Source organism: Anaerorhabdus sp., from assembly GCF_036657415.1.
In the GTDB taxonomy this organism is placed as follows: domain Bacteria; phylum Bacillota_I; class Bacilli_A; order Erysipelotrichales; family Erysipelotrichaceae; genus Anaerorhabdus.
In genome coordinates this window covers 1-15,222 of record NZ_JAVXGL010000046.1, presented here as the reverse complement: position 1 = coordinate 15,222, position 15,222 = coordinate 1, and the positions used below count along the sequence as shown (strand labels likewise).

19 protein-coding genes are annotated in these 15,222 nt (G+C 31.8%); 2 read left to right on the top strand and 17 right to left on the bottom strand.

The window, feature by feature from the left end; translation table 11 throughout:
- The 10 genes from RSB60_RS07575 to tmk all read right to left on the bottom strand — a co-directional run.
- Nucleotides 1-321, bottom strand: a 321-nt coding sequence (locus RSB60_RS07575) for a Fur family transcriptional regulator (protein ID WP_332615523.1), incomplete at its 3' end; no start/stop codon positions are given.
- 137 nt (nt 322-458) lie between these two features.
- A complete protein-coding gene (locus RSB60_RS07570) occupies nt 459-989 on the bottom strand; it encodes a flavodoxin domain-containing protein (protein WP_332615521.1) in 531 nt (176 codons plus the stop codon).
- Nucleotides 986-1,366: an FMN-binding protein gene (locus RSB60_RS07565; protein WP_332615519.1), complete on the bottom strand. Its 381-nt coding sequence runs from the start codon at nt 1,364-1,366 to the stop codon at nt 986-988. The genes RSB60_RS07570 and RSB60_RS07565 overlap by 4 nt, the downstream gene beginning before the upstream one ends.
- Complete coding sequence (locus RSB60_RS07560; RefSeq protein ID WP_332615517.1) at nt 1,353-1,844, bottom strand: MarR family winged helix-turn-helix transcriptional regulator; 492 nt, start codon at nt 1,842-1,844, stop codon at nt 1,353-1,355. Before RSB60_RS07560 ends, RSB60_RS07565 begins: the two co-directional genes overlap by 14 nt.
- A gap of 122 nt (nt 1,845-1,966) precedes the next feature.
- Nucleotides 1,967-2,704: a copper homeostasis protein CutC gene (locus RSB60_RS07555; protein WP_332615515.1), complete on the bottom strand. Its 738-nt coding sequence runs from the start codon at nt 2,702-2,704 to the stop codon at nt 1,967-1,969.
- Nucleotides 2,705-3,673: a N(4)-(beta-N-acetylglucosaminyl)-L-asparaginase gene (locus RSB60_RS07550; RefSeq protein WP_323382368.1), complete on the bottom strand. Its 969-nt coding sequence runs from the start codon at nt 3,671-3,673 to the stop codon at nt 2,705-2,707.
- Nucleotides 3,674-3,957: 284 nt separating this feature from the next.
- Nucleotides 3,958-4,809, bottom strand: a complete 852-nt coding sequence (gene rsmI / locus RSB60_RS07545) for a 16S rRNA (cytidine(1402)-2'-O)-methyltransferase (RefSeq protein ID WP_323382367.1) — start codon at nt 4,807-4,809, stop codon at nt 3,958-3,960.
- A 2-nt stretch (nt 4,810-4,811) separates the two neighbouring features.
- Nucleotides 4,812-5,711, bottom strand: a complete 900-nt coding sequence (locus RSB60_RS07540; RefSeq protein ID WP_323382366.1) for a PSP1 domain-containing protein — start codon at nt 5,709-5,711, stop codon at nt 4,812-4,814.
- Nucleotides 5,712-6,689, bottom strand: coding sequence for a DNA polymerase III subunit delta (locus RSB60_RS07535; protein WP_323382365.1), 978 nt, complete (start codon nt 6,687-6,689; stop codon nt 5,712-5,714). It abuts the gene before it with no gap.
- Nucleotides 6,676-7,308, bottom strand: coding sequence for a dTMP kinase (gene tmk, locus RSB60_RS07530; RefSeq protein ID WP_323382364.1), 633 nt, complete (start codon nt 7,306-7,308; stop codon nt 6,676-6,678). Before tmk ends, RSB60_RS07535 begins: the two co-directional genes overlap by 14 nt.
- A gap of 124 nt (nt 7,309-7,432) precedes the next feature.
- Here tmk and RSB60_RS07525 point away from each other — a divergent pair, with 124 nt between their 5' ends.
- The gene (locus RSB60_RS07525) at nt 7,433-8,395 is read left to right on the top strand and encodes a hypothetical protein (protein WP_332476145.1); all 963 of its coding nucleotides are present in this window, start codon (nt 7,433-7,435) and stop codon (nt 8,393-8,395) included.
- Nucleotides 8,396-8,629: 234 nt separating this feature from the next.
- On the opposite strand, the gene RSB60_RS07520 is transcribed toward RSB60_RS07525, so the two are convergent.
- The 3 genes from RSB60_RS07520 to RSB60_RS07510 are packed head-to-tail and all read right to left on the bottom strand — an operon-like array spanning nt 8,630 to nt 10,039.
- Nucleotides 8,630-9,151: a QueT transporter family protein gene (locus RSB60_RS07520; protein WP_332615512.1), complete on the bottom strand. Its 522-nt coding sequence runs from the start codon at nt 9,149-9,151 to the stop codon at nt 8,630-8,632.
- 58 nt (nt 9,152-9,209) lie between these two features.
- On the bottom strand, nt 9,210-9,758 hold the full coding sequence (locus RSB60_RS07515; protein ID WP_332615510.1) for an NUDIX hydrolase: 549 nt from the start codon (nt 9,756-9,758) through the stop codon (nt 9,210-9,212).
- Nucleotides 9,755-10,039: a hypothetical protein gene (locus tag RSB60_RS07510; protein ID WP_332615508.1), complete on the bottom strand. Its 285-nt coding sequence runs from the start codon at nt 10,037-10,039 to the stop codon at nt 9,755-9,757. The genes RSB60_RS07515 and RSB60_RS07510 overlap by 4 nt, the downstream gene beginning before the upstream one ends.
- Before the next feature lie 116 nt (nt 10,040-10,155).
- Here RSB60_RS07510 and RSB60_RS07505 point away from each other — a divergent pair, with 116 nt between their 5' ends.
- Nucleotides 10,156-10,677: a DUF1836 domain-containing protein gene (locus RSB60_RS07505; protein WP_332615506.1), complete on the top strand. Its 522-nt coding sequence runs from the start codon at nt 10,156-10,158 to the stop codon at nt 10,675-10,677.
- A gap of 73 nt (nt 10,678-10,750) precedes the next feature.
- On the opposite strand, the gene RSB60_RS07500 is transcribed toward RSB60_RS07505, so the two are convergent.
- The 4 genes from RSB60_RS07500 to RSB60_RS07485 form a co-directional block, all read right to left on the bottom strand.
- A complete protein-coding gene (locus RSB60_RS07500) occupies nt 10,751-10,969 on the bottom strand; it encodes a hypothetical protein (protein ID WP_323382356.1) in 219 nt (72 codons plus the stop codon).
- A gap of 15 nt (nt 10,970-10,984) precedes the next feature.
- On the bottom strand, nt 10,985-11,647 hold the full coding sequence (locus RSB60_RS07495; protein WP_332615504.1) for a hypothetical protein: 663 nt from the start codon (nt 11,645-11,647) through the stop codon (nt 10,985-10,987).
- A complete protein-coding gene (locus RSB60_RS07490; RefSeq protein WP_332615502.1) occupies nt 11,644-11,883 on the bottom strand; it encodes a hypothetical protein in 240 nt (79 codons plus the stop codon). The genes RSB60_RS07495 and RSB60_RS07490 overlap by 4 nt, the downstream gene beginning before the upstream one ends.
- Nucleotides 11,884-12,168: 285 nt before the next feature.
- On the bottom strand, nt 12,169-15,222 hold a 3,054-nt coding region (locus RSB60_RS07485), incomplete at its 5' end, for a hypothetical protein (RefSeq protein ID WP_332615500.1).

Genomic DNA, 15,222 nt, shown 5'->3' with positions numbered 1-15,222 from the left:
GATATCGTTTGCTTCAACCATTTGCTTATCCAATTTAGAATTGTATTCTAAGGGCGCATCTTGGTATTTTCCACATCGTACACATCGTAAATGATGGTGTGGTTCACCATTGCCATCGAAATAGCTTATGTCTTTATCCACAATACGACTAATTACTTCTAATTCTACAAGACGATTAAGATTACGATAAACTGTCGCAATTCCTACATTAGGATTCTTCTTAATTACTTCTTGGTAGACTTCATCTGCAGTCATATGATGGTTAACTCCACGGATAACATCCAATACTTCTTGACGTTGTTTGGTATGTCTATAGATCATAGTACTCACCCCCTTATTGATAACCATTATCATTGTAGCACGATTTTATCCTTTTGCAATAGGAAATCTATAATTTTTATTTAATATTTGCTTTTTATTATAGTTCTTATAAAATTCCTACTAAAAAAGGAATATCGCTATCCCTTAATCATTCTTACCAAGTCATTTACTTGTGTAACATCAACAAAATCAACTGCTTTATTAGGAAGGTCAATTACCCCCTGGTCATCACTTGTTAGTTCATTCTCTGGTTTTTTCTTAATCATTCCAATCATCATTCTCATCATTGTTTTATGTATAAAACTAAGTTTTTTCATATCCATACCTCCACGATAGTAGAAAACATGACTATCCTCTACTTTTTCTTCAGGCACTATTTTTCTTACCGCTTCATTTACTTTTTCAAGGTTTTCTTTCGTCTTACTTGATAACCCTACACTATAGATATATACATCAACTGGCTGGCTAGGAAGTTTTTGCATTGTTTTTTCTAACCCTGTAATTCCACCAGCATAATGTCCACCACCAATAACAATTGTGTCATAGTTTTCTAAACTTTTTATATCTTGAAATTGTATGCATTCAAATCCTGTTTGTTTTGCAATTTCTCTTGCGTACTGTTCTGTCGCTCCATAATGTGATCCATATATTACAATTCCTTGTTTCATTTTTCTCCTTCTAAGGCATTCTCAATTGCCTTTACAATTGTCATACTACTAACTGTTGCTCCTGTTTTCATGTCCACTTCTAATGTTTGTTTGGCTATTATTTCTTGAAGTACTACTTCACCTTTTTCACCTAATGCATAAACATGTTCTAATAAATTGATTTCAGTTATTTTGTGGTTAACCACATTTACTTCAACACGGGCTTTTACTGGAGAATTAGAATACTCACCTAAATATGTTCCATCCTCAATCTTTGACAAATCAACATTGTTGATATGTATCTCTTTAATGCTTTGATTAGCAAGAATAGAAGTTGTGATAATTACAAGGGCAATAAAACACATGATTCCAAACAAAATGTATTTAATCTTTTTCATAGTCTTCAAATTCTTCTACCCCTTCATGAAGTTTGTCTAATAAGTTGTAAAATTTACCAATTTCTTTATCGGTATATTTACTAAAAATAACACTTAACATTTTCATGTTCTCTTCATTTCTTTCTTTAAAATATTTATGCAATAAATTCAAGGGTTGAATACTACTTGCACGACTATCTACTTTACTTGGTATTATCTTAATAAATTTCTTTTGTTCCAGTTGGAGTGCAAGTTTCTTAACATTTTGTCGTGAACACCCCAATAAAGAACCTAACTTTGTTAGAGTTATTTCTTCTTTAAACTCGTAAGATTGTTTAATCATAATCAACAACATAAATTGTTTTAATGTTATTACATCCATCTTATTATCAAATTCCGTTTGAAGACGATTTTGCACTAAAAAAAGATTAGCGAAAATTCCTTTGATTTGATTCTCACGTGTATTTGAATGCTTCTTACTTAAATCCTTAATATCCATGAATTCACCTCTATAACAGTAACATGTTACTTATATTATAGTAACTAGTTACCATTAACACAAGCAAATTATAAAATTCATCTTTTATCACCTATACAAATTAAAAATAGACTTTTAAAAGTCTATTTACATTGATCTATTAATTTTTTTACTTTTTCTTCACTAACAATTTCATAATCATATTTTTCATGGTATGCATAACTCACATTATTCATTGTTGTTGTTTTATCAATTAACCATTCTTTACATGATGAATGAATTTGCTTCACTCCTGTATACTCAATAAACTCTTTCACATTAGTTTCATTAATTCCACTTCCTGCAAGAATCTCAATTTCATTTCCATACTCTTCAATTAGTGTTTTAATTAGGTCTTTACCTTCTGTTGCTTTATTTTCTAATCCACTTGTAAGGATACGATCAATTTTTAACTCAATACATTGTTCAATAGTTTCATACGGATCTGATACACAATCAAAAGCTCGATGAAGTACTGCTTCTTTCTCTTCTCCAAAAGACTTGATCAATTTAATCATTGCCTTTGTATTTTCAATATCAATAGAACCATTTTCATGTAGAAATCCAAAGGCAATTCCATCCGCCCCATTTTCCAATAATATTTTAGCATCTAAGAGCATTGTTTCTATATCCGTATGACTATAACAAAAACCAGCTGAACGTGGTCGTACCATTGTTACAATTGGTATATTTGTATATTGTTTAGCAAGTCTTAAACTCGCAACACTTGGCGTTAAGCCACCCATATGGAGTGCACTATTAAGTTCTACTCTATTTGCACCACCGTGCGCTGCTGCAATACAATCTTCAACACTACCACAGCATATTTCTACTATCGTCATTTATTTGCTCCATTTCTCTTCATCTACATAACCAATTTCATTCTTCATATATTCTTCTGTCCAAGCATCTGTAGCTTGTTGTTTATCAATCTTGCCCTCTTTGTTTCTTATGACATAAACTTGTAAACCTTCTTTTTCAGTCTGTACAACACATGAAAATTCATTGATATTGGTTGCTGCTCCCCATTCACCTTTTTTGTTCATCGCTACAACCGATAAATCTCCAGCTTGTTTTCTTCTTAATTTAAGTTCACGATCCAAATCAAACACTGCTTTTTCACATGCTTCTTGCGGATGATAACCCGCTTTCATAAGACGAACTATTTCATATGAAATGCATCCCTTCATCAAGTCTTCACCCAAACCAGTTGCAGTTGCACCACCAACATTGGAATCTGCATAAAAACCTGAACCAATTAGTGGTGAATCACCTATCCGACCTTTTTTCTTCATAAATAGACCACTCGTACTTGTTGCAGCTACAAGTGTATTAGAACTGTCTAGACAAACCATACCCACTGTATCGTGTCCATCGTAAGCTTTTAAATCATCTTTATCTATGAGATGTTTCTTTTCATTGTAAAAAGCTTTAGCCCGATTTGTTAACATGTTTTTGCGTTCAAATCCTGCTTTTTGGGCATATTTTTCTGCTCCTGATGATACAAGAACACAATTTACTTTTTCTTTGCTTAATTCTTTTGCGATACTAATTGGATTCGCAAAATCTTTGATTGCCATAATAGCGCCAACATCAAGGGTATCTCCATCCATGTAGGCTGCATCTAATTCTACTTCCATTTCCTCATTTGGTAGACCACCAAACCCAACTGATTTAAACAATGCATAATTTTCAACTTCTTTTATCGCTGTTTCAATTGCATCTCCAGCTTTTCCATTATTCTTAAGAATTTCAATTCCTTTTTCAACACCATCTTTTGACATTCTCCATGTCGCAATCAAACCCCACATAAGTTACCTCCATAAAACTATATTTCTATTTTAACTTATTTTAAGAGGATTAACCCATTGAAAATAGAAGAATATTTACCCTCAAAAGAATTCTTCCTACATAAATCTTGGAATAAATTCAAAACTCACCACAATAATCAAGATGAGTAAGATAATCAATAAGATACTAATTAATATTGATCTCAATTTCATAAGTACCTCTAATGTCTAACCATTACTTCTCTATCAGTCTACAAGAGTAGATTTGTTATGTCAATTGAGCTATTAAAAAAGACCCGAAGGTCTTAATTTTGATGAATATAATTGTATATTTCATTTTTTGACATTCCTGTTTTCTTTGCGACTGATTTAATCGCATCTGATTTACTCAATCCACTTGCGATTTCTTGTTCAACAAGGAAAGCAATTTCACCCATATCAATAGCTGGTTTTAAATCCTTGTTGCAGCCTTCAACGACGACAACAATTTCACCTTTAATTTCTTTGACTTCTTCAATTACTTCACTACAAAGTCCACGAATAAACTCTTCATGTTTCTTTGTTAGTTCTCGTGCTACACATATCTTACGATCACCAAAAACTTCCAATACATTTTTTAACATTTTCTCAATACGGTGTGGTGCTTCATAAAATACAAGTGTTGTTGGTAATTCTTTAATCTTATTCAGTTCCTTAATGCAATCATTTGTACTTGCAGGAAGAAAACCAATATACGTGAATGGCTGAGTTGGTAAACCAGATGCAACCAACGCATTCAACATCGCATTACAACCAGATAAAGGAACTACATTGTAGCCCATCGCAATTGCTTGACTAACAAGTACTTGACCAGGGTCACTAATACATGGATAGCCTGCATCTGAGATTATCGCAATGTTTTTTCCTTGTGACAATAATTGCATAATTCCTTTGGTTGATTCTTGTTCATTGAAGTTATGGTGTTGAATATAACGTGTATGAATATCAAAATGTTGAAATATTTTTAATGAATTACGAGTATCTTCACACGCAATCACATCTACTGTTTTCAATATTTCAACAGCCCGTGGTGTCATTTCTTCTAAGTTACCTATTGGTGTAGGCACTAAATAACATGTTGGCTTTTCATTTTCAAAGCTTTTTTGACGATGTACCAAGGCTATTCAGCCCCCTTCTTCGGTTGATTTTGTTCAACTTTTTTTACTTTTGCTTTTGTGATTAATTCATCTAATGTAATGAATTGAACAGATTCTCTATTTTCAAGCTTTGCTTGTTTAGAAATGACATTCATTGAAGTAACACGGTATGTATTCCCTTCATATTCAACTTGAGCATTTAGTTTAGGTAAACCTTGTCTTAGTTCCTTGTATGCTTCATCTTCAAATTTTAAGCAACACATCAATTTGCCACATTGCCCTGACAATTTTTGTACATTGAGCGCAAGCAATTGATTTTTTGCCATATTGATTGAAACAACATCAAATTCATCCATGAAACGTGAACAACAAGTTTCCATACCGCATGGTCCAATTCCACCAATAATCTTAGCTTTATCACGAGAACCAATTTGTCTTAATTCAATTCGACAATGAAGTCCACTTGCTAAACGTTTTAGTAATTCTCTAAAATCTACACGTTCATCAGCAACATAAACAAATAAAACTTTGCTGCGATCTAGTGTATATTCTGCACTAATTAAATTCATATCTAACTTTAATTCTTCAATTTCTTTTTGGCAAAATTCATGTGCCTCTTTTGATAATTGAATGTTTTCTGCATATGTATCACGATCTTCTTTTGTTGCTTTGCGAAGAACTGGTTTTAGTGGTGTGTTAATTTGAACCGTTTCGATTTCGCGAAGTGAGCTAACTACTTCACCCATTTCAGTTCCCCTTGCAGTTTCTACAACAACATAGTCTCCATATTCAATCGTTGTATCATTTGTTCCAAATGAATAACATTTATTACCGTTTCTAAATCGTATTGATACAACATGTTCAAAATGTTGTTCAGTATAAGTTTGTTCAACTTCTTCTGTAATTTTTACTTCTTCTTCCATCTACAAGACCTCCTTTATTTGGTAAATCATTTGTTCTATTAATAATTGTAAGTTATAAGCTCGATTACATTTATCTTTACTCTCTAATAATATTAATAATATTCTATCAATTGCATACTTCTTTTCCGCAACACGCTTTACTTCTTTTCCAAACCAACCACTTTGTTCACTTTTTAACGATACAACATCACGGAAGAATAATAAACAAATATCTAGAAACATTTTATAAATCTCTTTGTCTTTATCTTTATTCCCTAATATTTCAGTTTCAAACCAAACTAAGAAGCGATCGATATCACGGTCAAACTGTGTGACAAATCTTTCTACTGCAACAAGAGCGGTTTGATATTCTTCTGTCTCTTGTGTTTGTTTCATAAGGTCAATATCTTTTACTAGATTGCTTAAGATATAACTATCTAGAATATCCATACCATCTTGAATTGCTTCATCATAATAGTTTTCTGACTTCAATGGCTTGAAGGGAATAATTTGACATCTTGAAATAATTGTCGGTAATAATCGGTCGATACTATCAACAATTAAGATTGCCTGCGTATCTTGTCCATTTGGCTCTTCCAAAAATTTTAATAAACTATTCAATGCCTCTGTAGTTGCGTTTTCTGCAGTATCTAATATATAAAATTTCTTTCCGCTTTTTTCTAATGCGGTTTTTGAAAACTGTTCTTGAAGTTGTAATATACTTTCCTTTTTTATTGAACTCTTCGTCCCATCCAATACAATTAAATCAGCATAATTTTCTTCGTGAATACGGCGACATGTATCACATTCTTCACATGCAAATCCATCTACTTTGTGTTCACAGACTAAACTTTGGGCAAACCATAATGCAGCTTCTTTTTTAGGTGTTCCCTTAGGTCCGGTAAATAAATAAGCATGGGCAAATTTCTTACTCTGAATTGCATTGTTTAATGTTTTATAGACAATGGGTTGAGTTTTTATGATTTTATCCCTGAGCATGAATTATCTCCAAGACGCGTTTTGTAGCCTCATCAATAACTTCATCTACAGTTTTCGATGCATCCACAATAACCATACGGTCTTTGAATTTTTCTACTATTTGTTTATATCCTTGTTGTACATCAATATGGAATTGAATAGCTTCTTGGTCTAAACGATCTTTAAATTCTCTTGATTCAATTCGTTTTAGTCCTTCTTCGGCAGAGATATCTAAATATATTGTTTTTGTTGGCATAAAGCCTTCAATAGCAAAATTATTAATGCTCCAAACTTCATCAATCCCTAAATGTCTTCCACATCCTTGGTAAGCCAATGAACTATCCACAAAACGATCGCATAGAACTATTTTGCCTTCATCCAATGCTGGCTTTACTTTTTCGACAAGGTGTTGACGACGACTGGCAGCATAAAGTAATGCTTCTGTTTTACTATCCATGGTCACATTTTTGGGATCAAGAATAATCTTTCTTATTTCCTCAGCAATTTCAATACCGCCTGGTTCACGAGTATAGATTACATCCATACCCATTTCTAAGCATTTATTATAAACACCTTTTGAAACAGTAGTTTTCCCACTACCATCAGGTCCTTCAAATGTAATAAAAATTCCTTTTTTCATACTTATCACCATCATTTCTCACCAATTATAACATGGTTTTAGCATCCTATAAAGTTACGAAAATCTAGTGCTACACATTAAATTATTCCGATGATATAATGAACACCATAAGGGAGAAGAAAAAATGAAAAAAATATTACTTACATGTTTACTTGTTTTATCAATGTTAACTGGATGTTCAGACGAAAAAGATGTAACTGACAAAGAAATAACAGTTAAAATACAAGACGTTGAATACACTGGTAAATACACAGGCACATTAATCAAAGGCATTCCAAATGGCGAAGCAACCTTCATCTTCGATGATGGAACTACTAGTATTAAGTATGAAGGAAATTTTGAAAATGGTGAATTAAAAGGATCTGGTAAATTAGAAGCTAATAATTATATTGTTACATTAACAAGCATTGATGAAATAGTTACTCGTGTTGGTGAGTTTAAAGGAGATACTTTAGATGGTATTGCAAGTGGTCATGGTGAGTTCTATACAACTGCCGAAGATGGTCATAAATATTCATATATTGGAGACTTTGCAAACGGTACATTCAATGGTCAAGGAAAAAAAGAATTTGAAGATAAATCATTTTCAACTGCTATTATAGAAGGTACATGGGTTGATGGTACATTTACACCAACACTTCAAGAATTTATCGTAATGCTTAGCACAAATGATTCAGCACCTTTTCCAATACCAGAAAAATCAAATACATTCTTAAGTGAGCACACTGATTTCTTCCCAGCGCAATCATTTGAGCAAATACAAGACTATATAGATTTGACAATCGAGCCGAAACATTTAGACAAATCTCATTCTTCTTTTGGAGATAAATTGGTGAAGATTGATAATATTCGCATTCATCAAGCACAGTTTTATGAAGATGCTTATTTGCCTCATACACTATTATTAGGTTCTAACAATTTTGGTAACTTTACTTATTTTATTTACTGCATTGGAAACGTTGATGTCTATGCTCAAGATACAATCACACTCTATGCACTTCCACTTGGAAAGGGTTCATATACAAGTACTTTGAATAGTTCTGTTCCTGCATCTATGCTTCTTGCAAGCTATATTGAAGTAAAATAAAAGAAATTATTTAGATGGCTTATCGGTAGATAAGCCATCTTTTTCTGATGAATTAATTATGCTCGTGTCTTATTAAATTCCGATATAAGCACAACCCTAACTGAAATAGTTGTTCAAAATAAAGAAGCTATCAATAATAAATTAAATAATGAGTTAGATATTCTAGTTCTTGTCGCAAAGCAATTAAAAACCAATCTTGCAAAAAAGATGTGGAAATGAGGAAGTCCTCAATTTCTACATCTTTTCGTTAAATAATTTTGTTTTCTTTAAAACATTTATCAATGGAAGTCCTACTACAAAACAAGCTAATAATTCTCCCAATCCTACCTGAAACGCATTAATCGCAAAACCCATCATGATTGTTGCAGGGAAATATGCAATCGCTAATTCCATACCAATAAATATGGCATTGAATATTACTGGCATACTTGCTGCTAAAAGTGGCATACCCTTAAACTCAATCTTTCTTAGCTTATACGTACATACCGCCGCTAGAAATGTTGCAAGTGTTCCAACAAACACATCTAGGAAACCAAGAATATTCATTCCTGTCATCGCACCAACTAAGTTTGTAATGAAACATCCTAATGTAACACCTAATATTGATGGCGGATAAATAATTGGCAATAATGTTAATGCTTCAGAAACTCTAATTTGAATCGGGCCGTAAGAGATTGGTGCTAGAGCAAGCGATGTGCCAGCATAAATTGCCGCAATCATTGCTATAATGGTAAATTCCTTTAATCTTTTGTTCATGAAAAAACCTCCTTGTTTTATTTTATGTCAGGGAATCGCGACTGACTGTATTAGTGTATCATTTTTTCTTTTCTCTTGCCATGATTTCTTTAATCATAAATGTCATTGCTATTGTTTTACCATCTTCGATTTCTTTATTCATTATCATTGCTACTAATTCATCAATTGTTTTCATTGACACATTTATAAACTCATCTTGGTCTAAATTCTGTCCTTTATATTCATCAACATGCGCGTAATACATTTCGATTTTCTCTTCCAAATAAGCCCCTGTGGGAATCATTTTCCCTAAGTAGACATATTCTTTAGCACTATACCCTGTTTCCTCCACAATCTCTCGTTTAGCGGCCTCAAAGGTATCCTCTCCATATTCAAGTTTCCCTGCTGGAAATTCAAGGAGTACTTTTTGTTGAGCATACCGATATTGTGACACCATAAAAAACTGTCCTTGTTCATTACACATCGCAACTGAAACTCCACCTGGATGTTCCACTACTTCACGTATCGCAAGTTCTTGATTAGGAAGTTCTACTTCATCATGGCGAACAGATATGAGTTTCCCTTCAAATACAATTTTCTTGTTTAATGTCTTTTCATTTAATTTCATTCTTCAACCTCTATTCCATGATATTTAAGTGCAAGTAAGATTCCCTTGTTTGTCAGTTTTTTTCCCATTAATTCTTTAACTCGCCAATGCACTTTATTGGAGTCAGGATTTTTTAAGTTATCAATTTTTTCTTGTAATTCTTTTTGTTCTTGAAGAATAATTTCTACCATATTTTCATACTTGGCAAGTTGATTAATTGCTTCACCAGAAAATTGATTATCTTCATTTTTTAAATTTTCAACTATATACCCAGTGTTTGTTTTAATCGTATATCTTTTCATTAATTATTCTCCATTTCTTGCTTTAACTATACACCTTTTTTATCTTCACTTCTTCTCTTATTTGACTATACATATTGAAATTACTTATAATGATAACAAAGAAAGGAAGACCCACTATGTATTTATCTAAACAAGATATTAAATCTTTACATCTTCCACGTTGGAATGAGTTACCAAGTCTGAATTTATATATGGATCAAGTTGTTGATTATCTTGAACAAACATTAGATTTCTTAATGATTTCAGGACAAGACAGTTTCATTACAAAAACAATGATTAATAATTATGTAAATCAAGAAATTGTTGAAGCACCTAAAAACAAAAGATATTCAAACAAACATTTAGCTTACCTCATTGTGGTATGCATCATGAAGCAAGTATTCAGTTTACAAGAGATTTCATCACTTTTTCGCTATCAAGTTTCTTTGTATCCTGATGAACAAGCCTATAATTATTTCATTAATGAATTTGAGCTTTGCTTAAAAAGTTTGTGTTTGAGACAACCCTTCAAACACACACCAAGTCTAGATGAAGGTAAAGAAGCTGTCCACATTATCCGTAATTTAGTTCTTAGTGTAAGTACTAAACTATGTGTACAAAATGATTTACAAAAAACTGAACATATAACACAACAATAATAAATAATAATAAAATAGGTAGTCCTTATACTAATTAGTAAAGTGACTACCTATTTTTATTTGCTTTTTCCGATTAATATTTATTTAGAATTAATCGTAATTCTGGATCAATGTGTTTTACTTCTGCAATGTAACTACCATTTCTTAATTCAATTGTACTTCCTTTAAATCCTATTGCTTCTAATTCCTTTAATATTGTAGGCACTCCAAATCGCTTAACTAATTTTTTTTCAAGTAAACAATTATTGTATCGTTCTAAATTATAAAGTACCCAATCTGGTATATTTCTCATATCATCACTTCCTTACTAATCACCTAAGAAATTATTGATTAATAATTTCATCATATTTCTTGTTTTTTCATCCAATAAAAAATCTTGTTCTTCTGTTCCAACTTGTATTAGTTTTACTTTCTGCTTATTCAAATAACGATATAATCTATTCATCATTTTTGATTCAATTGAATAATCATCAAGTTTTTGAAGAATTAATATCTCAGCATCCGCCTGTTTAATTTGTCCATCAAATTCATTAATTAACTTGGTATAGGCAATTGAAAATAATGCTGTATTAATATTCTCATCTGTTAAAATCTTATTCAACTTTTCAGAGTAGAAAGCTTTCTTCTCTCCTTGGTATTCCATATACCAATATGATGGTTCAATAAGTATAACTTTTTGAATAAAAGGTAATGTGGTGCAATTCCCTGCAAGAATTGCTCCCATTGAATAACCTAGAAGAGTAATTTCATCATATTTTTTTGCTAGTTCTCCAAGATATACGCGACAGTTTTTTATCCATGTATCTATATTTTTTTCACTATCATCATAAAAGCTAAGCAAGTTGGGAAAATCTAAACTATATTCATTCTCGTTCTCTTTTAATAAATTCACTATATTTCCATCCATTGTGAACAAATCAAAAACAATAATCACTTTCTTTTTTATCTCACTAATTTTAGAAAATTTCATTTTATCATCTCACGTTTCATTTTTTCAAAACAAGTTTCTTTGCCTAGTTTAAATACTTTATATATACATTCTTCTGCCGCTTCCTCAATATCGCAAAAATCAACGAAATCAATTATCCTTTTCAACATTTCTGTTGAAAAGTGATCTTCTTGGACATAAACTTTCACCGCTCGATAGTAAATACAAAATTCTTTAGTTCCATAATCATAGTTTATTTTTTTAACTAAGTTTCGCATTTTCTTCCTCCAAGGTGATTGTTTACCTCTATTTATAAGACTCATAAAAACCCTAAAAAACGACAAAATTAGTACTTCTTTTTGGTATTTTTACTAGCTTGTATCTTTTAATATAATTTATTATTAGTAATTTTATGAGCTTTTTAGATTATTAACTGAAATAAAATCTATCTTAGATTGAGTGATATTTACCCTTTACAACAAAAGCTAAATCATGAAAATTGATTTAGCCTTTATCTTTCTTACCCCTATAAAAGTTTCTTGATTACCTACATATTGTCAACTTTATTCAAAAATCTCTTCTACTATTTCTACTTCTGATTCTAATGGTTCCATAGAAGGTTCTGTAGTTTCTGTTGGAATAGGTTCTTCAGATGGAACACTTTCTTGTACAATTTCATTTTCTTCATCGACAATAGGTGCTACCTTTTCAATCTCTATTTCATTAACCACCTTAGTTTCATTCAAAGTGACTCTTGTGTAATCATTTGTATCACTAATTTTATTTCCATTTCCTACTTCAGCTAATGCCCCAGACCATGTACAATTAATTACTCGAATTATCGTTGCATCATCTCGTAGATATCCTACTAATGTTCCTGTTTTATCTATACTTGGTCCTGTAACAATTCCACCAACAGAACAATTTTCAAGAATACTTACAATATCCTTTGTCCCTAGAGTTTCACCAATGAGTCCACCCACAGAGATATTGTTTGCAGCTATATAGTCATTCGTCGCATTAGAACTTACATTTCCAGTGGCTGTACCATTTATAACACCTACGCCTCGGTTTAAGAAACCTACTAGTCCACCTACTTTTCTTGTTCCTTCAACATTCACGTTTGATGAACAATTATTTATCATAAACGCAGAACTATTCAATTCACCTGTAAATCCAATTAGACCACCTATATTGTCACCTTCAAAATCATTACCTATGTAGACCCCTTTTACAAAACTAGAAGAATTTACATCAACTACGCTATTACTAACTGTTCCATATCCTTCACCTGCAAGTCCACCTACTTTATAGTTACCTATAATTTCGATATTTCCTTGAACCTTACAGTTTTCTAAATTACCTGTATAGTAACTGCCTATTATGGTACCTACACGTGCTTTTCCTTTCAGATTTGCATTATTCACAATTACATTTTTAATCACACCTGGAGTTTTCATGTAGCCAAATAAACCTGTTCCTAAGTCTGAATTTTCTTGTGAGCATACTAGATTTGATATTACTTTATTATTACCATCAAATGTTCCCATAAATGGTTTTGCATCACTAGTTCCAATAGGTGTCCAATTTTGATTATTCAAATCAAGATCATTGCATAATTTTATTGTCTTCCCTTGAAAAGTATTTCCATTATTCACAAGTTGTGCAAATCCTACAAGCTGTTCAGCATTCATTAACTCAAATGTATTTTTATCATTTTTGAACCAACTTGTATCAACTTTCACACCATCCCATACTGAAGTTTCATATGGAATATCCACACTAATGGTTTGTTTAATAATTTCATTGTTGTATACTACAACAATATCTACATAAACCTTATGCCCTTGAGCTGCATCTAGCCAACCTTCACTTACTGTTTGTGTAAATGGATTTGTTGATGTACTCCATGTTCTATTACTTAACATTCTTTCACCAACATATGTCATTGGAATCAATGTTCCAGCATCCAAACGTTTTGTTTCCGTTCCATCAAGATAGTTTAAATAACCATCCCAATATTTATTTTTAACCAAAGGATTTCCACCTTTTGTGAGTAAAGAAACTGGTTTACTATCATCATCTAAATAATAGTAATTTAATACAACATCATTTCCTAACTCCCAATTTTTTTCCCATGTAATTCCATTTACCAATAATTTTGTATATGCATTTGTTAAAGCTGCATTATCTGTAATACCCCATGATTTTTGCATCATGAAACCTTTGTCTAAATCAAATTCGACAACGATATTTTCACTTTCTTGATTATACATAATATTTGCATTTGAAATCGTTGGTATCACATATGGATTATCCACAAGTGGGAGTTCTTTGTTAGAAGCAGTTTTACTATTTATAGTAGCCCCTGTTGTCACTAAACTATTATTTATAAAGTTATCTACTTCTTCTTTGTTATCCATTGCATCGAGATAAATTGCACTATTTGTATAATTTGTCGCATCAATTAAATTAACTGTTCCTTTAAATTCAAGTTTATCTAAACCACAATCTACTCGAATTAAGTTTTGTGATAGTCCTGACAATTTAGAGTCAGTACTTTGATAATTTGTCACTGTACTATCTTCTATTGTCATTTTATTACCGAATGCTTTTTGATTGTCAAATATACCATAAATATCATTGTTTAAAACAATCGTTGAAAAAGAATTTGAACCACCTACTAGTTTATTAATTCCTTTTAGGGTAGATCCTTTAATTACATAATTTCCATAAGAATCCCAAATATTAAACGCTCCCCATGCGTTGATTGTGCTGTTTGAAACCGTTACATCTAATCCTAAGTTATTGTCTTGAGCACGTGGGTTATCTCCGCTCACATTGATACCATAACGGTAGCCATATATTTTACTTGAATTAATTGATACTGTTCCCATACAGTCAAAGAGCGATAAACCTCTTGTATCATCATAAATGACATCTGTTTCAGGATCACTAATACGTTTATTTCTTAACTCGCTGTTGTTGATGACTATCTTACTTTGTATTTTTTCAGTTTTTGTTTTGTCTTCAACACCACTATTTGAGATACCTCTAGCATTTGTTAGTAATACTGTTGAATTTAAGGTAACATCAAAATCTATGTCATATCCGATTGATATACCTCTAGATGCTGTACCTATCGCATCAACTGTTAAGTTATTTAACGATAGTTTTACTTTATTATTAATGATAAATGCATCACCATTTGTAATCGTTAATTTTTTATCATTTCCAAATACATCAATATCTTTATTAATCGCTAGACCTTTATCAAGTGTTATATCTTGAGTCATATATATTGCATTAACACTCTTATCCGCAACAATATCTATTATGTTTTGATTTGTTGCATCTGCAGCAATTTTCCCTATTAAAGTCTTCGCTGAAGTCACACTAGTATTGAAATCATAAATACTTCCTGAATCATCTAACCAAAGTACATAGCTGCCAGTATACACATCATCTTTAAGGCTAACAACTGGTTTTGATGCTTTCTCACCTTGTTTTATTATTTGTGATTCAACTGAATAACCATCCAACACAAAGTTCATCGTATATGTTGGTGTTGGAACTGGAGTTGGATTTGGTGTTGAAGGTGGAACTGGTGTAGGTTC